21 protein-coding genes are annotated in these 21,110 nt (G+C 69.7%); 15 read left to right on the top strand and 6 right to left on the bottom strand.

Translation table 11 applies throughout. The features are described from left to right. Positions 1-6: 6 nt before the first annotated feature. Genes MQN93_RS12695 through MQN93_RS12685 form a run of 3 tightly spaced genes read left to right on the top strand, consistent with a single transcriptional unit; the run spans position 7 to position 2,104 of the window. On the top strand, positions 7-936 hold the full coding sequence (locus tag MQN93_RS12695; RefSeq protein WP_242709799.1) for an ABC transporter ATP-binding protein: 930 nt from the start codon (positions 7-9) through the stop codon (positions 934-936). Beyond that, entirely contained in the window at positions 933-1,757 is an 825-nt protein-coding gene (locus MQN93_RS12690; RefSeq protein WP_242709551.1) for an ABC transporter permease subunit, read from the top strand. Before MQN93_RS12695 ends, MQN93_RS12690 begins: the two co-directional genes overlap by 4 nt. Positions 1,758-1,777: 20 nt before the next feature. After that, on the top strand, positions 1,778-2,104 hold the full coding sequence (locus MQN93_RS12685; RefSeq protein WP_242709550.1) for an antibiotic biosynthesis monooxygenase family protein: 327 nt from the start codon (positions 1,778-1,780) through the stop codon (positions 2,102-2,104). Positions 2,105-2,141: 37 nt separating this feature from the next. Here MQN93_RS12685 and MQN93_RS12680 read toward each other — a convergent pair whose 3' ends face one another. Then, entirely contained in the window at positions 2,142-2,396 is a 255-nt protein-coding gene (locus MQN93_RS12680) for a GntR family transcriptional regulator (protein WP_242709549.1), read from the bottom strand. A gap of 164 nt (positions 2,397-2,560) precedes the next feature. Between MQN93_RS12680 and MQN93_RS12675 the strand changes: the two genes are divergently transcribed. Then, complete coding sequence (locus MQN93_RS12675) at positions 2,561-2,854, top strand: hypothetical protein (RefSeq protein WP_242709548.1); 294 nt, start codon at positions 2,561-2,563, stop codon at positions 2,852-2,854. Then, complete coding sequence (locus MQN93_RS12670; RefSeq protein ID WP_242709547.1) at positions 2,854-3,135, top strand: hypothetical protein; 282 nt, start codon at positions 2,854-2,856, stop codon at positions 3,133-3,135. The genes MQN93_RS12675 and MQN93_RS12670 overlap by 1 nt, the downstream gene beginning before the upstream one ends. Before the next feature lie 93 nt (positions 3,136-3,228). Here MQN93_RS12670 and MQN93_RS12665 read toward each other — a convergent pair whose 3' ends face one another. Further along, the gene (locus tag MQN93_RS12665) at positions 3,229-5,511 is read right to left on the bottom strand and encodes a heterodisulfide reductase-related iron-sulfur binding cluster (protein WP_242709546.1); all 2,283 of its coding nucleotides are present in this window, start codon (positions 5,509-5,511) and stop codon (positions 3,229-3,231) included. Positions 5,512-5,726: 215 nt separating this feature from the next. Here MQN93_RS12665 and MQN93_RS12660 point away from each other — a divergent pair, with 215 nt between their 5' ends. From MQN93_RS12660 to MQN93_RS12630, 7 genes are all read left to right on the top strand, one after another. Next, positions 5,727-6,842, top strand: coding sequence for an MraY family glycosyltransferase (locus tag MQN93_RS12660; protein ID WP_242709545.1), 1,116 nt, complete (start codon positions 5,727-5,729; stop codon positions 6,840-6,842). 94 nt (positions 6,843-6,936) lie between these two features. Continuing rightward, positions 6,937-8,784, top strand: a complete 1,848-nt coding sequence (gene dnaK / locus MQN93_RS12655; RefSeq protein WP_016437213.1) for a molecular chaperone DnaK — start codon at positions 6,937-6,939, stop codon at positions 8,782-8,784. Then, a complete protein-coding gene (gene grpE, locus MQN93_RS12650) occupies positions 8,781-9,428 on the top strand; it encodes a nucleotide exchange factor GrpE (RefSeq protein ID WP_016437214.1) in 648 nt (215 codons plus the stop codon). The genes dnaK and grpE overlap by 4 nt, the downstream gene beginning before the upstream one ends. Positions 9,429-9,461: 33 nt before the next feature. Continuing rightward, the gene (gene dnaJ / locus MQN93_RS12645) at positions 9,462-10,643 is read left to right on the top strand and encodes a molecular chaperone DnaJ (RefSeq protein WP_016437215.1); all 1,182 of its coding nucleotides are present in this window, start codon (positions 9,462-9,464) and stop codon (positions 10,641-10,643) included. Between the two features lie 5 nt (positions 10,644-10,648). After that, positions 10,649-11,098, top strand: coding sequence for a heat shock protein transcriptional repressor HspR (locus MQN93_RS12640; RefSeq protein WP_016437216.1), 450 nt, complete (start codon positions 10,649-10,651; stop codon positions 11,096-11,098). A 207-nt stretch (positions 11,099-11,305) separates the two neighbouring features. Continuing rightward, complete coding sequence (locus tag MQN93_RS12635; protein ID WP_242709544.1) at positions 11,306-12,424, top strand: sugar ABC transporter substrate-binding protein; 1,119 nt, start codon at positions 11,306-11,308, stop codon at positions 12,422-12,424. Positions 12,425-12,801: 377 nt separating this feature from the next. Beyond that, positions 12,802-13,845, top strand: coding sequence for a helix-turn-helix transcriptional regulator (locus MQN93_RS12630; RefSeq protein WP_016437218.1), 1,044 nt, complete (start codon positions 12,802-12,804; stop codon positions 13,843-13,845). On the opposite strand, the gene MQN93_RS12625 is transcribed toward MQN93_RS12630, so the two are convergent. Both MQN93_RS12625 and MQN93_RS12620 read right to left on the bottom strand, forming a co-directional pair. Next, entirely contained in the window at positions 13,808-14,809 is a 1,002-nt protein-coding gene (locus MQN93_RS12625; RefSeq protein WP_242709543.1) for a helix-turn-helix transcriptional regulator, read from the bottom strand. The two genes, MQN93_RS12630 and MQN93_RS12625, sit on opposite strands and share 38 nt — an antisense overlap. A 4-nt stretch (positions 14,810-14,813) precedes the next feature. Further along, positions 14,814-15,758 carry a helix-turn-helix domain-containing protein gene (locus MQN93_RS12620; protein WP_242709798.1) on the bottom strand — a complete coding sequence of 315 codons (945 nt, stop codon included), beginning with the start codon at positions 15,756-15,758 and terminating at the stop codon, positions 14,814-14,816. A 421-nt stretch (positions 15,759-16,179) separates the two neighbouring features. Between MQN93_RS12620 and MQN93_RS12615 the strand changes: the two genes are divergently transcribed. After that, positions 16,180-16,515 carry a Rieske (2Fe-2S) protein gene (locus MQN93_RS12615; RefSeq protein ID WP_016437222.1) on the top strand — a complete coding sequence of 112 codons (336 nt, stop codon included), beginning with the start codon at positions 16,180-16,182 and terminating at the stop codon, positions 16,513-16,515. 148 nt (positions 16,516-16,663) lie between these two features. On the opposite strand, the gene MQN93_RS12610 is transcribed toward MQN93_RS12615, so the two are convergent. After that, positions 16,664-17,077 carry a pyridoxamine 5'-phosphate oxidase family protein gene (locus MQN93_RS12610; RefSeq protein ID WP_242709542.1) on the bottom strand — a complete coding sequence of 138 codons (414 nt, stop codon included), beginning with the start codon at positions 17,075-17,077 and terminating at the stop codon, positions 16,664-16,666. Positions 17,078-17,212: 135 nt separating this feature from the next. Between MQN93_RS12610 and clpB the strand changes: the two genes are divergently transcribed. After that, positions 17,213-19,810, top strand: a complete 2,598-nt coding sequence (clpB, locus tag MQN93_RS12605) for an ATP-dependent chaperone ClpB (RefSeq protein ID WP_016437224.1) — start codon at positions 17,213-17,215, stop codon at positions 19,808-19,810. 105 nt (positions 19,811-19,915) lie between these two features. Here clpB and MQN93_RS12600 read toward each other — a convergent pair whose 3' ends face one another. Further along, the gene (locus tag MQN93_RS12600) at positions 19,916-20,422 is read right to left on the bottom strand and encodes a hypothetical protein (protein ID WP_016437225.1); all 507 of its coding nucleotides are present in this window, start codon (positions 20,420-20,422) and stop codon (positions 19,916-19,918) included. A gap of 141 nt (positions 20,423-20,563) precedes the next feature. On the opposite strand from MQN93_RS12600, the gene MQN93_RS12595 reads away from it, so the two are divergent. After that, positions 20,564-21,100: a YbjN domain-containing protein gene (locus tag MQN93_RS12595; protein ID WP_016437226.1), complete on the top strand. Its 537-nt coding sequence runs from the start codon at positions 20,564-20,566 to the stop codon at positions 21,098-21,100. Positions 21,101-21,110 lie beyond the last annotated feature (10 nt).

Here is a 21,110-nt window from a genome sequence, read left to right as displayed (position 1 = left end):
CGCATGATGATTGCTGCCGAGGGGCTGACCAAGAAGTACGGCTCGGTCACCGCCGTGGACGACCTGTCGTTCGACGTGCTCCCGGGCCGGGTGACCGGCTTCCTGGGGCCGAACGGGGCGGGCAAGACCACCACCCTGCGGATGGTGCTGGGCCTGGACGCACCGACCGCGGGACGGGTGACCATCGGCGGCCGTCCGTACGGCGCGCACCGGCGCCCGCTGTTCGAGGTCGGGGCGCTGATCGACGCCCAGGCGTTCCACGGCGGACGCTCCGCCGCGCAGCACCTGCTCGCGCTGGCGCACAGCAACGGCATCCCCCGGCGCCGCGTGCACGAGGTACTGGAGCAGGTCGGACTGGGTGACGTCGCCGGGCGGCGCGCGGGCGGGTTCTCGCTCGGCATGCGCCAGCGGCTCGGGATCGCCGCCGCGCTGCTCGGCGACCCACCGGTGCTGATCCTCGACGAACCGGTCAACGGGCTCGATCCCGAGGGCATCGTCTGGATCCGTACGCTGCTGAAGTCCCTCGCCGCCGAGGGCCGCACGGTGTTCGTCTCCAGCCATCTGATGAGCGAGATGGCGCAGACGGCGGACCATCTCGTCGTCATCGGCCGCGGCCGGCTGCTCGCCGACACGAGCGTCGAGGACTTCGTCGGCCGCACCTCCCGCGACGAGGTACGCGTCGTCACCCCGCAGGCCACCGAACTGGCCGGGTTGCTCACCGGCCAGGGCGCGCATGTCCAGGCGGTGGACGGTCAGCGGCTCGTCGTCACCGGTACGGACGTCTCCACGGTGGGACGCCTGGCGGCGGCCCACCGGATCGTGCTGCTGGAACTGGCAGCGCAGTCCGCCTCGTTGGAGGAGTCGTTCATGGAACTGACCCGCGACAGCGCGGACCACACGGCCGACTCCGGGAACGTGGACGGAGCTGCCCGATGACCACGACCGAACACCTTCAGCGCATGGCCGCCCCCACCGGCGCGATCACGCCCGGAGTCCTGCGCGCGGAGTGGACCAAGCTGACCTCGCTCCGTTCCACCCGGTGGCTCCTGCTGCTCACCGTGCTGCTCGCCCTCGTGGTCAGCGCCGTCGTCACCAGCGTCTACGCCTCCCAGTACGACCAGGACTTCGCGGCCCGGCACACCATCGACCCGGCCTACTGGAGCCTGACCGGGCTGATCTTCGCCCAGCTCGCCGTCGCCGTCCTCGGCGTGCTCACCATGAGCGGTGAGTACGGCACCGGCCTGATCAGCACGACCTTCACCGCGGTCCCCCAACGGCGCACCGTCCTCGTCGCCAAGGCGGTCGTCGTATCCGCAGTCACCCTGGTCGTCGGGACGGTGAGCAGCCTCGGCGCGTTCCTCCTCGGGCAGTCTGTGCTCTCCGGCAAGCACATCAAGGCCGACCTCGATGACCCGGGCGTCCTGCGCGCCGTCACCGGCGGTGGGCTCTACCTCGCCGTGCTGGCCGTCCTCGCGCTCAGCCTCGGGGCCCTCGTCCGCCACAGCGCGGGCGCCATCGCCACCGTCCTCGGACTGCTCTACGTACTCCCCGCGATCGGCGCCATCCTCCCGCCCTCCTGGCAGGACACCGCCGTGCCGTACTTCCCGGGCAACGCCGGGCTCGCCATCCTGCACGCGGTGCCGATGGCGAACGCTGCCGCTCCCTGGACCGGTTTCGCGGCCTTCTGCGCCTACGCCGCCCTAGCCTTCACGGCCGCCCTGTACGTCCTCCCCCGACGCGACGCGCTCCCGAAATAACCGTGCGCGAGGATGGGGGCATGAGCGTAGTCAAGATCAACGTACTGACCGTCCCGGCCGAGCAGCGCGAGGTCCTGGAGAAGCGGTTCGCGGCGCGGGCCTCCGCCGGGGAGGGCTCCGACGGCTTCGAATGGTTCGAACTCCTCCGCCCCGTCGAGGGGACCGACCAGTACCTGGTGTACACGCGCTGGCGCGACGAGGAATCCTTCCAGGCCTGGATGGAGGGCACGATGAAGACCGCCCACGGAGGCGCCGGCGAGGGCGGCGAGCGCCCGAAGCCTGCGGCCACGGGGTCGACGCTGTGGTCGTTCGAGGTGGCACAGTCGGCGGGGCCGAAGAGCGAGTAGCCCCCGACCTCGTGAGCGCCCCGCCGGGCGGACGGTCCTACTCGGACGCGTCGCCGTCCTCGGCGGGGCGCTTCGCCACGAAGGAGCCGAGGCCGGGCTCGGTGTAGGTCAGCCCTTCTTCGCGCAGGGCGCGCAGGACCTTGTGGGCCGTGGCGTTGGCGATCCCGAATTCCGACGTCAGTTGGACGACGGACGGCACTCTGGAGCGCGGGGCGTACGTACCGTCCGCGATTCGGCGTCGGATGATCTCGGCGACCTGGCGCCAGCGGGGGATGTCAGGAGCGAATTCCATCACCCCTCTATCTTTCGCATACCTGGACACCCGTGCGATTCACGCAATACCTGTGATACCTAGCATGCCTGGACTCCCTCCGTTACGGTAGGACCACGAACAGACCCCCGCGACGGTTGGCGCCGTCCGGGGGCGTGGCCGCCAGCTACAACGGAGCTGATGACGTGACCGACCTTATCCACCGACTCGCCGCCTGGACGCGACTCCTGCTCATCCCGCGCCCAACCCAACCCGCACCGCAGTCCCCTGCCCAACACCGGGAGCCGCTGCTTCACCCTCTCCCGGCCCACCGCAGCCCGTACGGCCTCCACCTCCCGCTCGACGGCACCGCAACCATCGCCGTACGCCCCTACCTCATCGCCCACGAGCAGCGGCTACGGCGGCGTGAACTCGCCCTCGCCGCACTGGGGTTGGACATGCCGGGGCCGTACTGGATTCACGGAACGGAGGTCGCCTGATGGAGCCGACTGCGCCCCGCCTCCTTCCCTGGGCCGGTGAAGAGGGCAAGCCCTGTTATCTGATCAGTGACGACGTCGGCGGGCCCCTCTCCCGGCTCGCCGACGCCACCGAGTCCATTCAGCTCGGGATGGGTGCAGAACTGCTCGCTCACGCCGGGGACCTGCTCCCCTGCGCGCCCCCTGGTGAACTCCGGTTCCTTGCCGAGCGGCTGGCGGAGGCGCTCCGGGACGCCCTGCGCGTCGCCGAGAGCCGTGGCCTGCGGCTGGGGCGCTTGAACTGAGCCCCCCCGGGAGCGGCAAAACGCCGACGCCCCCACGTCCGCGTAGGACATGGGGGCGTCAATAGCGCCGTAGAGATAGCGCCGTAGAGCCGACTACTTCACCGGCTCCGGCTCCGGTTCGTTCTCCGACTCCGGTTCGCCCGCCGGGTCCACCGGGGTCTTGACCGAGTCGAGGAGCAGCTGGGCCACGTCCACCACCTGGATGGACTCCTTGGCCTTGCCGTCGTTCTTCTTGCCGTTCATCGAGTCCGTGAGCATGACCAGGCAGAACGGGCAGGCCGTGGAGACGATGTCGGGGTTCAGCGACAGGGCCTCGTCGACGCGCTCGTTGTTGATGCGCTTGCCGATCCGCTCCTCCATCCACATGCGCGCACCGCCCGCGCCGCAGCAGAAGCCGCGCTCCTTGTGGCGGTGCATCTCCTCGTTCCGGAGGCCCGGGACGTTCGCGATGATCTCGCGCGGGGGCGTGTAGATCTTGTTGTGGCGGCCCAGGTAGCAGGGGTCGTGGTAGGTGATGATGCCCTCGACCGGGGTGACGGGGATCAGCTTGCCCTCGTCGACCAGGTGCTGCAGCAGCTGGGTGTGGTGGATGACCTCGTAGTCGCCGCCGAGCTGCGGGTACTCGTTGCCGATCGTGTTCAGGCAGTGCGGGCAGGTCGCGACGATCTTCTTCGCGGACTTCGGCTTCGCGGACTCCGCGACGACCTTGCCGTCGTCGTCCAGCTCCTCGCCGAACGCCATGTTCAGCGCCATGACGTTCTCCATGCCGAGCTCCTGGAAGAGGGGCTCGTTGCCGAGGCGGCGGGCGGAGTCGCCGGTGCACTTCTCGTCGCCGCCCATGATCGCGAACTTGACGCCCGCGATGTGGAGGAGCTCGGCGAAGGCCTTCGTCGTCTTCTTGGCGCGGTCCTCCAGGGAGCCGGCGCAGCCGACCCAGTAGAGGTACTCGACCTCGGTGAGGTCCTCGATGTCCTGGCCGACGACCGGGACCTCGAAGTCGACCTCCTTGAGCCACTCCAGGCGCTGCTTCTTCGCCAGCCCCCAGGGGTTGCCCTTCTTCTCCAGGTTCTTGAGCATCGTGCCCGCCTCGGACGGGAACGCGGACTCGATCATCACCTGGTAGCGGCGCATGTCGACGATGTGGTCGACGTGCTCGATGTCCACCGGGCACTGCTCGACACAGGCGCCGCAGGTGGTGCAGGACCACAGGACGTCCGGGTCGATGACGCCGTTCTCCTCCGCCGTGCCGATCAGCGGGCGCTCGGCCTCCGCGAGCGCGGCGGCGGGAACGCCCGCCAGCTGCTCCTCGGACGCCTTCTCCTCGCCCTCCATGGACTTGCCGCCACCCGCGAGCAGGTACGGCGCCTTGGCGTGCGCGTGGTCGCGCAGCGACATGATCAGCAGCTTCGGGGAGAGCGGCTTGCCGGTGTTCCAGGCCGGGCACTGCGACTGGCAGCGGCCGCACTCGGTGCAGGTGGAGAAGTCCAGCAGGCCCTTCCAGGAGAACTGCTCGACCTGCGAGACGCCGAAGACGTCGTCCTCGCCGGGGTCGGTGAAGTCGATCGGCTCGCCGCCCGAGGTCATCGGCAGCAGCGGGCCGAGGGCCGTGCCGCCCGCGGCGTCCCGCTTGAACCAGATGTTGGGGAAGGCGAGGAAGCGGTGCCAGGCCACACCCATGTCGGTCTTCAGGCCGACCACGATCATCCAGATGAACGAGGTCGCGATCTTCAGGCCCGCGAAGAAGTACGTGAGGTTCTGCAGCGTGGAGACGTCCATGCCCCGCAGCCACGACACCACCGGGTACGAGACGAAGAACGAGGCCTCGTAGCCCTCCACGTGGTGCTGGGCGCCCTCCAGCGCGTGCAGCATGAAGATGCACACGCCGACGATGAGGATGACCGCCTCGACGAAGTACGCCTGGCCGAAGTTGGAGCCGGCGAACCGGGACTTGCGGCCCGGCCTGCGCGGGTGGCTGAGCTGACGGATGCCGATCAGGACCAGGATGCCGAGCACGGTCATCGTGCCGATGAACTCGACGAAGACGTTGTACGGCGCCCAGTCACCGATCACCGGCAGGATCCAGTCGGCCTGGAAGAGCTGGCCGATGGCGTTGACGATCGTCAGCAGCAGGGTGAAGAAGCCCACCGCCACGAACCAGTGCGCGGCGCCGACGATCCCCCAGCGGTTCATCCGGGTGTGGCCGAGGAACTCCTTGACCACCGTGACGGTGCGCTGCACGGGCTCGTCGGTACGGGTACCGGCGGGCACGCTCTGGCCGAGCCGCATGAAGTTGTAGATCTGCAGGATGGCGCGGGCGAACAGGGCCACACCAACCACGATCAGGACCATCGACACGATGATCGCGGCGAGTTGCATTTCGGGGCTCCTCGGGCCTGCGAGGGGTTCTTCGAGGTGATCCTCGACATTACTAAGCGGTAACTTATGCAGTCCGTCTGAGACTACCCCCATCTTCCGTCGCACTGTAGCCAGCGGCTCGGTGATCTGTGTCGCTGAGGGTTGCCTTAAAGGTTGGTGACGATGCGATCGTGTTATTCATGCCAAATTGGTACATTCGCCCCTAACTTAGATCCGTGCTATACGGGATCGCCGCTGCCACCACCGCCCTGCTGCTCGCCGCAGTGCTCACCGCGCTGCTGCGGGTGCCCGCGCTGCGCCTGGGGATCCTCGACCGCAGACGACGGCAGCGGCCCGTGCCGCTGATCGGCGGAGTCGCCGTGGTCCTCGCCACCGGCGTGGTGGTGATCGCCGGGGAGCGCACGGGCGTGGCCCCCGTCGGGGAGGGCGTCGGACGGCTCCTGGTGGCCGCGGGCGCCGTCGCCCTGCTGGGGCTCGTCGCGGACCTGCGGCGGGTCAAGGCCCGGGTCATCGTCGGCGGTACGACGGTGGCGGCGGCCAGTGTGGTGCCGTACGAGGAGACCGGGGTGCCCGCGGGGCTGCTCGCCATCGGCTGGATCGTCTTCGTCGCCGTCGCCTTCAAGACGCTCGACCACGCCGACTCGCTCGCCGGGACCATCGGCGTGGTCACCGCCTTCGGGGTCGGCGCATGTGCAGCCGCCGAGGTGATGGACGGGCACGCGGTGCTGCTGAGCGTGCTGGCCGCCGCGCTGACCGGGTTCCTCATGCACAACTGGCCTCCCGCGCGCGTGGGCCTCGGTGCCTGCGGATCGCTGTTCACCGGGTTCGTGCTCGCAGCGTCAGCCGTGACCACCCGGGCCGGCTACGGGCTCGGGGACAGCGCGGGCGTGCTGTTCCCGCTGACCGCGGTGGCGAGCGCCGACGTGCTCCTGGTGGTCCTGTCGCGGCGGCTGGCCGGGCGGCCGCTGCTGCGGGGCGGACCCGACCATCTCGCCCACCGGCTGCGGCGGTTGGGGCTCACCCCGCAGGGCGCGATCGTCCTGCCCGCCATCGGCGCCTTCGCCGGGGTGCTCGTCGCGGTGCTCATGCACATCGGCTGGACAGCACAGTCCGGGGTGTTCTGGGTCGCCGCGGGAACACTCGTCGTCGTACTCCTGCTGTTGCGGGTGCCGGTGTACGGAGCCCGCCGGCCCGTGCCCACCCAGGCGGGTCGGCCGTTGTCCACACAGGCGGGCGGACCGCCCACGCAAGCCGGGAAGCCGGTGTCCACTCAGGTCGGCAGATCGGTGTCGTCGCAGGTCAGCGGCCACTTGCGTGTAAGGAACGGATAAGAGTTGAGTGCCCCAGACTCAGGTCTGTTGACCCATCGCCGGGTGTCGTGCACACTTGAGTCCGTTCCACTCAAGTCAGCTGGAGGAAATCACCATGGCACGTGCGGTCGGCATCGACCTGGGCACGACTAACTCCGTCGTCAGCGTTCTGGAGGGCGGCGAGCCCACCGTCATCACCAACGCCGAGGGTGCCAGGACCACGCCGTCCGTCGTCGCCTTCGCGAAGAACGGCGAAGTGCTCGTCGGCGAGGTGGCCAAGCGCCAGGCGGTCACCAACGTGGACCGGACCATCCGGTCCGTGAAGCGTCACATGGGCACCGACTGGAAGATGGAGCTGGACGGGAAGCCCTTCAACCCGCAGCAGATCTCCGCGTTCATCCTCCAGAAGCTGAAGCGGGACGCCGAGGCCTACCTGGGCGAGAAGGTGACCGACGCGGTCATCACCGTCCCGGCGTACTTCAACGACTCCGAGCGCCAGGCGACGAAGGAGGCCGGCGAGATCGCCGGTCTGAACGTCCTGCGCATCGTCAACGAGCCCACCGCGGCCGCGCTCGCGTACGGCCTCGACAAGGACGACCAGACGATCCTCGTCTTCGACCTCGGTGGCGGCACCTTCGACGTGTCCCTCCTGGAGATCGGCGACGGCGTCGTCGAGGTGAAGGCCACCAACGGCGACAACCACCTCGGTGGTGACGACTGGGACCAGCGCGTCGTCGACTACCTGGTGCAGCAGTTCAAGTCGGGCCACGGCGTGGACCTCGCCAAGGACAAGATGGCGCTGCAGCGTCTGCGCGAGGCCGCCGAGAAGGCGAAGATCGAGCTGTCCTCGTCCACCGAGACCTCGATCAACCTGCCCTACATCACCGCCTCCGCCGAGGGCCCGCTGCACCTGGACGAGAAGCTCACCCGGGCCCAGTTCCAGCAGCTGACCGCGGACCTGCTGGAGCGCTGCAAGACGCCGTTCCACAACGTCATCAAGGACGCGGGCATCCAGCTCTCCGAGATCGACCACGTCGTCCTCGTCGGCGGCTCCACCCGCATGCCGGCCGTCGCCGAGCTCGTCAAGGAGCTGACCGGCGGCAAGGACGCCAACAAGGGCGTCAACCCGGACGAGGTCGTCGCCATCGGCGCCGCCCTGCAGGCCGGTGTGCTCAAGGGTGAGGTCAAGGACGTCCTGCTCCTCGACGTGACCCCGCTGTCCCTCGGCATCGAGACCAAGGGCGGCATCATGACCAAGCTCATCGAGCGGAACACGACGATCCCGACCAAGCGGTCCGAGATCTTCACCACCGCCGAGGACAACCAGCCCTCCGTGCAGATCCAGGTCTACCAGGGCGAGCGCGAGATTGCGGCGTACAACAAGAAGCTCGGGATGTTCGAGCTGACCGGTCTGCCGCCGGCCCCGCGCGGCGTCCCGCAGATCGAGGTCGCCTTCGACATCGACGCCAACGGCATCATGCACGTGACCGCGAAGGACCTGGGCACGGGCAAGGAGCAGAAGATGACCGTCACCGGCGGCTCCTCGCTGCCGAAGGACGAGGTCGACCGGATGCGCCAGGAGGCCGAGAAGTACGCGGAGGAGGACCATGCCCGCCGCGAGGCCGCCGAGTCCCGCAACCAGGGCGAGCAGCTGGTCTACCAGACGGAGAAGTTCCTCAAGGACAACGAGGACAAGGTCCCCGGCGACATCAAGACCGAGGTCGAGGCGTCCGTCGAGGAGCTGAAGTCCGCGCTCAAGGGCGAGGACACCGCCGAGATCCGCACCGCCACCGAGAAGGTCGCGGCCGTCTCGCAGAAGCTCGGCCAGGCCATGTACGCCGACGCCCAGGCCCAGCAGGCCGCCGCGGGCGGCGAGTCCGCCGGCGCCGAGGCCCCGAAGGCCGACGACGACGTCGTGGACGCCGAGATCGTGGACGACGAGCGCAAGGACGGTGCCGCGTGACGGAGGAGACCCCGGGCTTCGAAGAGAAGCCCGACGTCCCCTCCGGCGCCACACCTGACGACGCCGAACCGAAGGCCGCCTCCCCCGAGGGGGCGGTCCCGGGCGGGGACGCAGCACAGATCGCAGGCCTGACGGCCCAGCTGGACCAGACCCGCAAGGCGCTCGAGGAGCGCACCGGGGACCTCCAGCGGCTGCAGGCCGAGTTCCAGAACTACCGCCGCCGTGTGGAGCGGGACCGGATCACGGTCAAGGAGATCGCCATCGCGAACCTTCTGACCGAGCTCCTGCCCGTGCTCGACGACATCGGCCGCGCGCGGGATCACGGCGAACTCGTCGGCGGATTCAAGTCCGTCGCGGAGTCGCTGGAGACGGTCGCGGCGAAGATGGGTCTGCAGCAGTTCGGCAAGGAGGGCGAGCCCTTCGACCCGACGATCCACGAGGCCCTGATGCACAGCTACGCACCGGACGTCACCGAGACGACCTGCGTGGCGATTCTGCAGCCCGGGTATCGCTTCGGCGAGCGCACCATCCGCCCCGCGCGGGTGGCCGTCGCCGAACCGCAGCCCGGTGCGCAGACCGTCAAGGCCGAAGAGGCGACGGAGGCGGCCGACGACAAGGAGAGCGGTGGCCCGGACGAGGGCTGAGCTTGAACCGATGAGAAAGGAGGGGCGTCGAGGATGAGCACCAAGGACTTCATCGAGAAGGACTACTACAAGGTCCTCGGCGTCCCCAAGGACGCCACCGAGGCCGAGATCAAGAAGGCGTACCGCAAGCTCGCCCGCGAGAACCACCCGGACGCCAACAAGGGCAACGCCAAGGCCGAGGAGCGCTTCAAGGAGATCTCCGAGGCGAACGACGTCCTCGGTGACCCCAAGAAGCGCAAGGAGTACGACGAGGCCCGCGCGCTGTTCGGCAACGGCGGCTTCCGCCCGGGGCCGGGCGCGGGCGGCGGTTCGTTCAACTTCGACCTGAGCGACCTCTTCGGAGGCGGCGCCCAGGGCTCGGGCGGGGGTTCCGGCGGCTTCGGCGGCGGGATCGGTGACGTCTTCGGGGGCCTGTTCAACCGCGGCAGCTCCGGCACCACCCGGGTGCAGCCCAGACGCGGTCAGGACATCGACACCGAGGTCAGCCTCAGCTTCACCGAGGCGATCGAGGGGGCGACGGTCCCGCTGCGCATGTCCTCGCAGGCGCCCTGCAAGGCCTGCTCCGGCACCGGCGACGCGAACGGCAACCCGCGGGTGTGCCCGACGTGCGTCGGCACCGGACAGGTGGCGCGGGGCTCCGGCGGGGGCTTCTCCCTCACCGACCCCTGCCCGGACTGCAAGGGCCGCGGCCTGATCGCGGAGAACCCCTGCGAGGTCTGCAAGGGCTCGGGCCGCGCCAAGTCGTCCCGGACCATGCAGGTCCGTATCCCGGCCGGGGTCTCGGACGGCCAGCGCATCCGGCTGCGCGGCAAGGGCGCACCGGGCGAGCGGGGCGGCCCCGCGGGCGACCTGTACGTCACGGTGCATGTCTCCGCGCACCCGGTCTTCGGCCGCAAGGGCGACAACCTCACCGTCACCGTCCCGGTGACGTTCGCGGAGGCGGCGCTCGGCGGCGAGGTCAGGGTGCCCACCCTGGGTGGCCCGTCCGTCACCCTGAAGCTGCCGCCGGGCACGCCCAACGGCCGCACCATGCGCGCCCGTGGCAAGGGCGCGGTCCGCAAGGACGGCACCCGCGGCGACCTCCTGGTCACCGTCGAGGTGAGTGTCCCCGCGGACGTGACGGGGAAGGCTCGTGACGCGCTCGAGGCGTATCGCGAGGCAACCGCGGGTGAGGATCCGCGGGCGGAGCTGTTCAAGGCCGCGAAGGGAGCTTGAGAGAGATGGACGGCCGTCGACGCAATCCGTACGAACTGACCGAGGAGACCCCGGTCTACGTCATCTCGGTGGCGGCCCAGCTCTCCGGCCTGCACCCGCAGACCCTGCGCCAGTACGACCGGCTCGGCCTGGTCTCTCCCGACCGCACCGCGGGCCGCGGCCGCCGTTACTCGGCTCGCGACATCGAACTGCTGCGCACGGTGCAGCAGTTGTCGCAGGACGAGGGCATCAACCTGGCCGGCATCAAGCGGATCATCGAGCTGGAGAACCAGGTCGCCGCGCTCCAGCAGCGCGTCGCCGAGCTCCAGTCGGCGGTCGAGGGCGCGGCCGCGGCGATGCAGCAGCGCGAGGCGGCGGTGCACGCGTCGTACCGCCGTGACCTGGTGCCGTACCAGGAGGTGCAGCAGACCAGCGCGCTGGTGGTGTGGCGGCCCAAGCGGCAGCAGTCGGACTGACACATTCCGGCACATAGGGGCAGGGGTCCGGAGACATTCCGGGCCCCTGTGTCATGTGCCGGGGGCCGTCCGTCTCGGGTCAAGAACCTGGCCGGACTCTAACGTTGACATCTCATTACCTGGTTATTCCTTGACGATCGTGTGAAGAAAGCGTTGGCTTCGTTCACCTGGGCCGCCCCAAGCACCCTTGTCCGGAAGGTCAACGCAGTGAACACCCGCACCCGTCGTATCGCCCTGTGCACAGCAGTAGCCGCGACCAGCCTGTCTCTCGCCTCCTGCGGCGTGCTGAACGTGTCGGGGGACAGCAGTTCGGCCAGCCCGACCAAGGGCAACGACGTCACCATCGGCCTGCTGCTGCCGGAGACCGCCAACACACGGTACGAGGACTTCGACTACCCCATCATCAAGAAGCAGGTCGCCTCGCTGACCAAGCAGCAGGGCAAGGTCGACTACAAGAACGCGGACCAGGACGCGGACAAGCAGGCGAGCCAGATGCAGGAGATGATCGACAACAAGGTCGACATCATCGTGCTGGACGCCGTGGACGCGCACGCCATCGCGGGCGAGGTGCAGAAGGCCAAGGACGCCGGCATCCCGGTCATCGCCTACGACCGCCTGGCCGAGGGCCCCATCGACGCCTACGTCTCCTTCGACAACGAGCTCGTCGGCGAGGTCCAGGGCCGCTCGCTGCTCGACGCGCTGGGCAGCGACGTCAGCACCTCCGACAAGATCGTGATGATGAACGGCTCGCCCACCGACCCGAACGCCAAGCAGTTCAAGGCGGGCGCGCTCTCCGAGCTCAAGGGCAAGGTGACGATCGCCGAGTCCTACGACACCAAGGACTGGGACCCGAAGAACGCCCAGGCCAACATGTCCGAGGCGATCAAGGCGGTCGGCAAGGACGACATCGCGGGCGTCCTGTCCGCCAACGACGGCATGGCGGGCGGCATCGTCGCGGCCCTGCAGAACGCGGGCGTCAGCAAGATGCCGCCGCTGACCGGACAGGACGCGGAGCTGACGGCCGTGCAGCGGATCGTCGCCGGCGAGCAGTACATGAGCGTCTACAAGTCGTACCCGCAGGAGGCGCAGGCGGCCGCTCAGATGGCCATCGCCAAGGTGCAGGGCAAGGACATCGAGTTCGACGCGCTGACCCAGGACACGGTCGACAGCCCCACGAACAAGGACATCCGGGCGCAGCTGGTCACCGTGACCGCGCTGACGCGCAAGAACATCAAGTCGACGGTGGTCGCGGACGGCATCTACAAGGTCTCGCAGATCTGCACCTCGAAGTACGCCTCGGAGTGTGCGGCGATCGGCTTGAAGTGATCGCTCCCGCCTCCCGGTGACCCCTGCACGACGTTGCCGCCGACGGCCCTCGCGGTACTGCCGCACGCCGTTCGGCGGCCCTGTCGTGTTTGCGGACGCGACGTTGCGCGACCGCCTCTGACGTCCGGCCGAAGGCCCTGACTTCACCCCCGGCCCGGACCGTATCGCGCCATCGCCGGCCCGTGCGCCGGCTCCCGCGCCCCACCTTGCCCCCAGGCACCGTCAGCTTGTTGCAAGGTGACGGGATGAGGACCGTATAAAACGGGAGTTACGGGTCTTTAACGCCCCCGACTCGGTGTCGAGCCGTGTTGCGGAGCCGGTCCCGTCCGCGCATAGTTGCGCTGCGAAGGGCGGCGATATCGGGGGTGGGATGGGCGATGGCCGGGCACGGGACGGACGGGCATCCACACGGTGCTGACCGACTGTGCGAGGCCGGGGAGCGCGTGTACTCCCGGGCCGTACGGCGGGGCCGTGTGCCCCGCCCGGACGCCGGACCGGTGCCGTGTCTGCTGGAGCTCGCCCTGCTGCATCCGGACCCCGACGACATGGACTGGCTGGTCCCGACGTCCCCGCAGGAGGTCATGACCCGGCTCCTGCGCGGGGTCTACGACGAGGTCAGCGCGAGCCAGCGCAAAGTGGGCGCCGCGGTCGCCGCCGTGGAGCGCTACGCGGGCCTGGGCCCCGAGACACAGACCGGACCCGGCGTCGCGGAGGGCACCGCGATCCGTGTCCTGGACGGGCTCTCGCGCATCCAGGCCGCGATGGACGAGGCGACCGAGGCGTGCACGACCGAGGTCCTCACCGTCCAGCCCGGCGGCATCCGCCCCGAGGACGAGCTGACCGAGGGGCTGCACCGGGCGCTCGCCCTGCGCGGGCGGGGCGTACGGATGCGCGACCTGTACACCCATGTGGCCCGGCACGGCCAGGGGCTGCTCAACTACCTCGAGCTGATGGGTGGTTCGGTCGAGGCGCGCACCCTGGACGAGGTCATCGACCGGCTGATCCTGTTCGACCGCAGGGTCGCCTTCATCCCCGCCAACGCCGACCGCACGCTCGCCCTGGAACTGCGCCACCCGGCCCTGGTCGAGTACCTGGTCACGGTCTTCGAGCGGCTCTGGCGCCTGGCGATCCCGCTGACCGCCCCGCTGCCCGACACCGGCATCGAGGGCATCTCGCACCGCGAGCAGTCCATCGCGGCGCTGCTGGCGGAGGGCCACCAGGACGCGGTGATCGCGGAGCGGCTCGGCATAAGCGTCCGCACCTGCCGCGCCCACATCGCCCGCCTCTCGGAGACCCTCGGCGCGGCCAGCCGCACCCAACTCGGCGTCCGCATCGCCCAGGTGGGCCTGGACGCCCCGCGCCGGCACGCCGACGCCGGCCCTCTCACCCTTCCCGGTCAAGAATCCCGGACCGTCCGATGAGATAGCCGAGCTGGGCCCGGCTCTCACTGCCCAGCGTGGCCGCCAGCTTGGCGATGTGCACGCGCGCGGTCCGCACGTTCATGCCGAGCCGCTCCGCGATGTCGGTGTCGGTGTGGCCCTCGACGAGGAGGGCGGCTATGGCGCGTTGGCGGGGTGTGAAGCCGCCCTGTGCGGCCGGTCGGGCGGCCAGCGGGTACAGGGGCGTGGCCAGGCGCCACAGGCGGTCGAAGGCGGTGGCGAGGAAGCCGGCGATGACCGGGTGCCGGATCTCGAGGGCGAGCGTGCGGTCGGCGTTGGCGGGGATGAAGGCGACCGCGCGGTCCACGACCAGCAGGCGGTCGGTGATCTCGTCGAGCGTGCGGGCCTGCGCGTCCCCGCTGAGCTGCTCGTAGCGGGCGACCACCGACGGCGCGTGCCGCAGCGTGTGCTGGTAGAGCGTGCGGATACGGCCGCCGCGGTCGAGGAAGTCCTGGTCGCGCACGAGGGCCTCGGCGCGCGCCGCCAGCGGCGTGCGGGTGTGGCTGATGTGCGGCTGGACGGCCAGCAGTTCCTCGCTGCCGTCGGCCATGGCCTCGGTGATGGCCCGGCCGATGCGCTCGGATCCGCTCAGCACCCCGACGGCCGAGGAGCCGCCGCCCGCGGTGCGCCCGCCGTCGATCCGCATCAGGGGTTCGAACAGGTCGGCGAGACGGGCCTCGCGGCGCCGCTCCTGCGCTATCCGGTTCTCCGAGGCGCGCAGCAGGCGGTGCAGGGCGACGGCGGGTGCGACGGGCTCCAGGCGCGCCGCATCCTCGATCGAGGGGTGCAGCAGCCCGAGGTCGACCAGGCAGGGCGCCGCGGCGGCGTCCTCGTCGGGTACGTGGCCCTCGCGCAGGGCGCGCTCGTAGAGCGCCGTTCCCTCCTGGCACAGCTCGTCCGGTCCGTGGTCCGGATGGGTCGCCGGGCCCGTCGTGTCCCTCCCCACGGGCTCAGACGTCCTGCTCCAGCAGTCCCGACTGCGCGATGAGGAAGCCGAGTTGGGCCCGGCTGCCGCTGCCCAGAGCCGTGGCGAGCTTGGCGATGTGGGCCCGGCAGGTGCGTACGTTCATGCCCAGGCGCCGTGCGATCGCCTCGTCGACATGGCCCTCGACGAGCAGCTTGGCGATGGAGTGCTGGATCTCCGTGATGCCGTCGGGGGCGGTCTCGTAGGGGGCGCCCGCGCTCAGCGGGACGGCGCGGGTCCACATGAACTCGAAGACCTTGATCAGATAGCGGACGAGCCCCGGATGCCGGAGTTCGAGGGCGATCGTGCCGTCGTCGCGGGTCGGGATGAAGGCCACCGTCTCGTCGCAGATGATCAGCCGCTCGACGAGCTCGTCGATGGTGCGGTACTCCACCTTGCCGTCGGTGAACTGGGCGACGTAGGCCAGGGTTTCGGGGCTGTAGCGGGCGGGGTGCTGGTAGAGCGTGCGGATGCGGCAGCCGCGTTCGATCAGCGGGCGGTCGCGTTCCAGGGCCTTGGTGAGGGTGTGCTCCAGGCGCCGGCGGCTGGGCTGGACGGTGAGCATCTCGGTCTGGCACTGGGCCGTGGCCAGGTCGAGGGCGGCGTTGATCCGGTCGAGGCCCTCCAGCACCGTGATGGAGTGGGTGGTGCCCGTCGACTGGGCGCTGAGCGTCATGAACGGCTCGAAAGCGTCCGCGAGTTCGATGGACATCCGCCTGCGCTGGGTGATCTCGTTCTCGATCGGGGTGAGGCGCTGGGCGAGGGCGACCGAAGGGGGTACCGGGCGCAGCCAGTTCGGGTCGTCGGGATCGGGATGAAGTAGGGCGAACTCCATCAGGCACGGCGCGGGTTCCACATCCGTACGGGCTATCCGGCCCGTCCGGAGAGCGTTGCCGTAGAGGCGGCGTCCATCCTCGCACAGGTCGGTCAACCCATGGGGATGTGTCCGCTTAGTCTCATTTATCACCAGATCTCCACCCCCCAGGGTCCTGAACGTGCAGGAACATGATGCATCGTTTGTGTGGCCATGACGTGCCGGAATGGGCCATCGTCTTATTCGGACGGGGGAGAGGTGACCTTCAAATGAGGACGAAGCCGACTATGCATAAGAGAATGCTTCGCTCGGCGCTTGTCGCCGCCTTCTCCGCCGCCGTGGCCCTCGGAGCGCTGAGCGGCCTCTCGGGGACGAAGGGTGATGTCGCGGGGGACAGCAGCTGGAGCACCACTGCCGCCCCTCCCGGTGACAGCAGTTGGGTGATCGTTGCGGACGATGTCCCCGGGGACAGCTCCTGGGTTGCCCCGGAGGACAGCAGCTGGCTGGCCCCGACCGACAGCAGCTGGGCCGTTCCGTCATGACCACTCCACCCGACGACCGCTCCTTCCGTCGCGAAATGGCCACGGCCTACCGCTCCGGCTGGCACTTCATCGACCTGGTCACCGCGATCCCCCACTCCGGTGACTCGCTGATGGTGACCGTCTTCGGTGAGCCGGTCGTCGTCACGCGCGACGAGGACGAGGACGTACGGGCGTACCGGTGTCTGCGGCGGCCCCGGGGCGCGCCGCAGCCCGTGCGATGTGCCATCCGGTACGGAATGATCTTTGTGAACCTGGACCAGCGAGACCACCGGCTGGTGGAACCGGAAACCCCCGATGTTCGGACCATCTCAGCCACCCCCCGCAGTGCCTGACGCGAATCCCCCGTCGTAACAGTTCGCTCAGGTGCTTCCCCCCGCAGCGGCGTCACCGTGACCTGAACACGGTGACGCCGCTGCAGTTTTGGGGGACATTTCCGGGTATCGACGCAATCGGGCATGGTCGTTTCCTGGCTGGAAACAGTCATCCGCGCCCCATTGCCCGGGTCAGTCCGATCTCGATCACCACGCGCGACGGATTGGGTCTCGGGGTGCGTCCGTAGCGCTCGGCGTAGCGCCGCTCGGCCTCCGCGACCCGGTCCCGGTCCGTCCGTACGACCGCCCGGCCCTCCAGCGTCGCCCAGCGCCGCCCCTCCACCTGGCACACGGCGACCCTCGCCCCCTCGGCTCCGGCCGCCAGCACGTTCTGCACCTTCGTGCTGGCCTTGTCCGCGATCACCCGGGCCAGCCGGGCCCCGGGGTCATAGGTGACGCCGACGGGTACGACGTGCGGGCTGCCGTCCGGGCGCGGAGTCGTCAGCGTGCACAGGTGCCGTTCCTGCCAGAAGCCGAGGTATGCGGCGTCGGGGGCACCAGGATCCTGCGGATAGCTCGCCATGAGTCCGGAACTTAGCCCCTGAGGCCTCGCGGGCGTCGACTTGAGTGGAATAGACTCAACTTTGTGTACGCTGACTGAGTCAGCACTGGGAGACTAGAGGCCGACGGCTGACATCAGCAGGAGGAGAACGCGACAGTGGAAGCCGAGCTGACCAACCGGAGCCGGGACGCGATCAGGGCGGCCGAGCAGCGGGCCGTGACCGAGGGCCACCCCGATCTCACCCCCGCCCATCTGCTCCTGGCCCTGCTGCAGGGCCAGGACAACGAGAACATCACCGACCTGCTGGCCGCCGTCGACGCCGACCAGGCGGCCGTGCGCGCCGGTGCGGAGAAGATCCTCGCCGGGCTGCCCAGCGTGACCGGCTCGACCGTCGCGCCCCCGCAGCCGAGCCGCGAGCTGCTCGCCGTGATCGCGGACGCCGGTGAGCGCGCGAAGGACCTCGGCGACGAGTACCTCTCCACCGAGCATCTGCTCCTCGGCATCGCCGCGAAGGGCGGCGCCGCCGGTGACGTACTGTCCGGGCAGGGGGCCGGTGCGAAGAAGCTGCAGGAGGCCTTCCAGAAGGCGAGGGGAGGACGCCGGGTGACCACACCCGATCCGGAGGGCCAGTACAAGGCCCTGGAGAAGTTCGGCACGGACTTCACGGCCGCGGCGCGCGAGGGCCGGCTCGACCCGGTCATCGGCCGGGACCAGGAGATCCGCCGCGTCGTGCAGGTGCTCTCGCGCCGCACCAAGAACAACCCCGTCCTCATCGGCGAGCCCGGCGTCGGCAAGACCGCCGTCGTCGAGGGCCTGGCCCAGCGCATCGTCAAGGGCGACGTGCCGGAGTCCCTGCGCGACAAGCGGCTGGTCGCCCTGGACCTCGGCGCGATGGTCGCGGGCGCGAAGTACCGCGGCGAGTTCGAGGAGCGCCTGAAGACGGTCCTGGCCGAGATCAAGGACTCCGACGGCCAGATCATCACCTTCATCGACGAGCTGCACACCGTCGTGGGCGCGGGCGCCGGCGGCGACTCCGCCATGGACGCGGGCAACATGCTCAAGCCCATGCTGGCCCGCGGCGAGCTGCGCATGGTCGGCGCGACGACGCTGGACGAGTACCGCGAGCGCATCGAGAAGGACCCGGCGCTGGAGCGCCGCTTCCAACAGGTGCTGGTGGCCGAGCCGAGCGTCGAGGACACCATCGCGATCCTGCGCGGGCTCAAGGGCCGCTACGAGGCCCACCACAAGGTGCAGATCGCCGACAGCGCGCTGGTGGCCTCCGCGACCCTCTCCGACCGCTACATCACCTCCCGCTTCCTGCCCGACAAGGCCATCGACCTGGTCGACGAGGCGGCCTCCCGGCTCCGTATGGAGATCGACTCCTCGCCCGTCGAGATCGACGAACTCCAGCGTGCCGTCGACCGGTTCAGGATGGAGGAGCTGGCGCTGGAGAAGGAGACCGACCCGGCCTCCCGCGACCGCCTGGAGAAGCTGCGCCGCGACCGCGCCGACAAGGAGGAGGAGCTGCGCGGCCTGACCGCCCGCTGGGAGAAGGAGAAGCAGTCCCTCAACCGCGTCGGTGAACTGAAGGAGAAGCTCGACGAGTTGCGCGGCACGGCCGAACGGGCCCAGCGCGAGGGCGACTTCGACACCGCCTCCAAGCTGCTGTACGGCGAGATCCCGGCCCTGGAAAGGGATTTGGAGGAGGCCTCGGCGGCCGAGGAGGAGGTCTCCCGGGACACCATGGTCAAGGAGGAGGTCGGCTCCGACGACATCGCGGACGTCGTCGCCGCCTGGACCGGCATCCCCGCCGGACGCCTGATGGAGGGCGAGACGCAGAAGCTGCTGCGGATGGAGGAGGAGCTCGGCAAGCGCCTGATCGGGCAGTCGGAGGCCGTGCAGGCGGTGTCCGACGCGGTGCGGCGCACGCGGGCCGGCATCGCCGACCCCGACCGCCCGACCGGCTCCTTCCTCTTCCTCGGCCCGACGGGCGTCGGCAAGACCGAACTGGCCAAGGCGCTCGCCGACTTCCTCTTCGACGACGAGCGGGCGATGGTCCGCATCGACATGTCGGAGTACGGCGAGAAGCACAGCGTGGCCCGCCTGGTCGGCGCCCCGCCCGGCTACGTCGGCTACGAGGAGGGCGGCCAGCTCACCGAGGCCGTGCGCAGGCGCCCGTACAGCGTCGTCCTGCTCGACGAGGTGGAGAAGGCCCATCCCGAGGTCTTCGACGTCCTGCTGCAGGTGCTGGACGACGGCCGCCTCACCGACGGCCAGGGCCGCACGGTCGACTTCCGCAACACGATCCTGGTGCTGACCTCCAACCTGGGCAGTCAGTTCCTGGTCGACCCGCTCACCGGCGAGGAGGAGAAGAAGGAACAGGTCCTGGAGGTCGTCCGGACGTCCTTCAAGCCGGAGTTCCTCAACCGCCTCGACGACCTGGTCGTCTTCTCGGCGCTCACGAAGGACGAGCTGAGCCGGATCGCCCGGCTGCAGATCGGCCGTCTCGCGGCGCGCCTGGCGGAGCGCCGGCTGACCCTGGAGGTCACCGACGAGGCGCTGGCCTGGCTCGCCGACGAGGGCAACGACCCGGCCTACGGCGCCCGACCGCTGCGCCGCCTGGTCCAGACGGCCATCGGCGACCGCCTCGCCAAGGAGATCCTCGCGGGCGAGGTCAAGGACGGCGACACGGTCCGCGTGGACGCCTTCGGGGACGGTCTGATCGTGGGCCCGGCGACGGGCAAGACGCTCTGAGCCGTGCTGTGAAGCCGAGCCGTGCTGTGAGGTGACGTGACGTGGCTGCGGGCGGGGTGCGTACCCCGCCCGCAGCCACGTCGCCGCCATGGCGTGCTGTCGCCGCTACACGCTGCTCGCCGAGAACCGCACCTGGGTCCAGCCCGGCCCGTCGTCCCTGAACTCCAGCCGTACGGCGGCATCGACTCCAAAGATGTCGCCCGGGTCCAGGTCGAGGCAGCGGTCGATCACCGACTCGGAGCAGTGCCGGTCGCGCGGCTCGGGTGCACCCGGATAGGTGGTCGTGAGCCAGCCGCCCACCTCGTCGCTCGGCATCCGGAAACTGGCCGTGTAACGCGTGCCGGAGTCCGACCGGACCTCGCACAGGGTGTCGTACGCCCCCTTGGGCACCTTCGCGCCGCCGTAGGCCAGCGCCTGCTTGCACGGGGCCTTGGCGACGCCCGTGCTGACCGAGTCGTCCGTGAACAGCCACAGGCCCAGCAGTACCAGCGCACCGGCCGCCACCAGCGTCGGCAGGACGAGGATGCCGAGCACCACGCCCCATCTGGTCCCGCCGCGGACGTTCCCCTCGGCCTCCGGTTCCTCCACCTGCTCGTCCGGTGAACGGCTCATGTGGTCCCCCTTTGTCGCACACCTCGTCCTTCACTGCTGACCGGATCATGCCAGGACCGGGCCGACAGGCGCCGTCGGGGCTTGCCACCCCCCTCCCCGGATGAGGGAGGATGACTGAATCCGTACGAAGGGAAAATCACGGTGAGCATCGACCCGTCCTCGATTCCGAACTTCGGGGGCCAGCCCGAGCCGCAGCCCGGCGGACCGGCGGGCCCCGTCGTCCCGGATCAGGACCTCGTGAAGCAGCTCCTGGACCAGATGGAGCTCAAGTACGTCGTCGACGACGAGGGTGACCTCGCGGCGCCGTGGGAGCAGTTCCGTACGTACTTCATGTTCCGTGGTGAGGGTGACCAGCAGGTCTTCTCGGTGCGGACGTTCTACGACCGGCCCCACCAGATCGACGAGAAGCCGCAGCTGCTGGAGTCCATCGACGACTGGAACCGGCGGACGCTGTGGCCCAAGGTCTACAGCCACACCCACGACGACGGCACCGTCCGCCTGATCGGCGAGGCGCAGATGCTGATCGGCACCGGTGTCAGCCTGGAGCACTTCGTCTCCTCCACGGTCAGCTGGGTCCGTGCGGCCATCGAGTTCGACCGGTGGCTCGTCGAGCAGCTCGGCCTCGAACAGGAGGTCAACGAAGCGGACGAGAAGCCCGAGGGCGACGACGAGGCGTAGCCGAACGAGA

This window comes from Streptomyces spinosisporus (assembly GCF_022698145.1).
GTDB lineage: Bacteria > Actinomycetota > Actinomycetes > Streptomycetales > Streptomycetaceae > Streptomyces > Streptomyces spinosisporus.
Note: the sequence above shows the minus strand (reverse complement) of the source record. Positions and strands in the feature narration are given on the sequence as shown.

Bases quoted from the DNA above. Each gene is read 5' to 3' on its own strand.
- dnaK (WP_016437213.1), top strand. From the start codon at position 6,937: ATGGCACGTGCGGTCGGCATCGACCTGGGCACGACTAACTCCGTCGTC.
- MQN93_RS12640 (WP_016437216.1), top strand. From the start codon at position 10,649: ATGGACGGCCGTCGACGCAATCCGTACGAACTGACCGAGGAGACCCCG.
- MQN93_RS12610 (WP_242709542.1), bottom strand. From the start codon at position 17,077: ATGGCGAGCTATCCGCAGGATCCTGGTGCCCCCGACGCCGCATACCTC.
- MQN93_RS12665 (WP_242709546.1), bottom strand. From the start codon at position 5,511: ATGCAACTCGCCGCGATCATCGTGTCGATGGTCCTGATCGTGGTTGGT.
- MQN93_RS12680 (WP_242709549.1), bottom strand. From the start codon at position 2,396: ATGGAATTCGCTCCTGACATCCCCCGCTGGCGCCAGGTCGCCGAGATC.
- MQN93_RS12695 (WP_242709799.1), top strand. From the start codon at position 7: ATGATTGCTGCCGAGGGGCTGACCAAGAAGTACGGCTCGGTCACCGCC.
- MQN93_RS12600 (WP_016437225.1), bottom strand. From the start codon at position 20,422: ATGAGCCGTTCACCGGACGAGCAGGTGGAGGAACCGGAGGCCGAGGGG.
- MQN93_RS12615 (WP_016437222.1), top strand. From the start codon at position 16,180: ATGACCACTCCACCCGACGACCGCTCCTTCCGTCGCGAAATGGCCACG.
- dnaJ (WP_016437215.1), top strand. From the start codon at position 9,462: ATGAGCACCAAGGACTTCATCGAGAAGGACTACTACAAGGTCCTCGGC.
- MQN93_RS12670 (WP_242709547.1), top strand. From the start codon at position 2,854: ATGGAGCCGACTGCGCCCCGCCTCCTTCCCTGGGCCGGTGAAGAGGGC.
- MQN93_RS12630 (WP_016437218.1), top strand. From the start codon at position 12,802: ATGGCCGGGCACGGGACGGACGGGCATCCACACGGTGCTGACCGACTG.
- MQN93_RS12685 (WP_242709550.1), top strand. From the start codon at position 1,778: ATGAGCGTAGTCAAGATCAACGTACTGACCGTCCCGGCCGAGCAGCGC.
- MQN93_RS12690 (WP_242709551.1), top strand. From the start codon at position 933: ATGACCACGACCGAACACCTTCAGCGCATGGCCGCCCCCACCGGCGCG.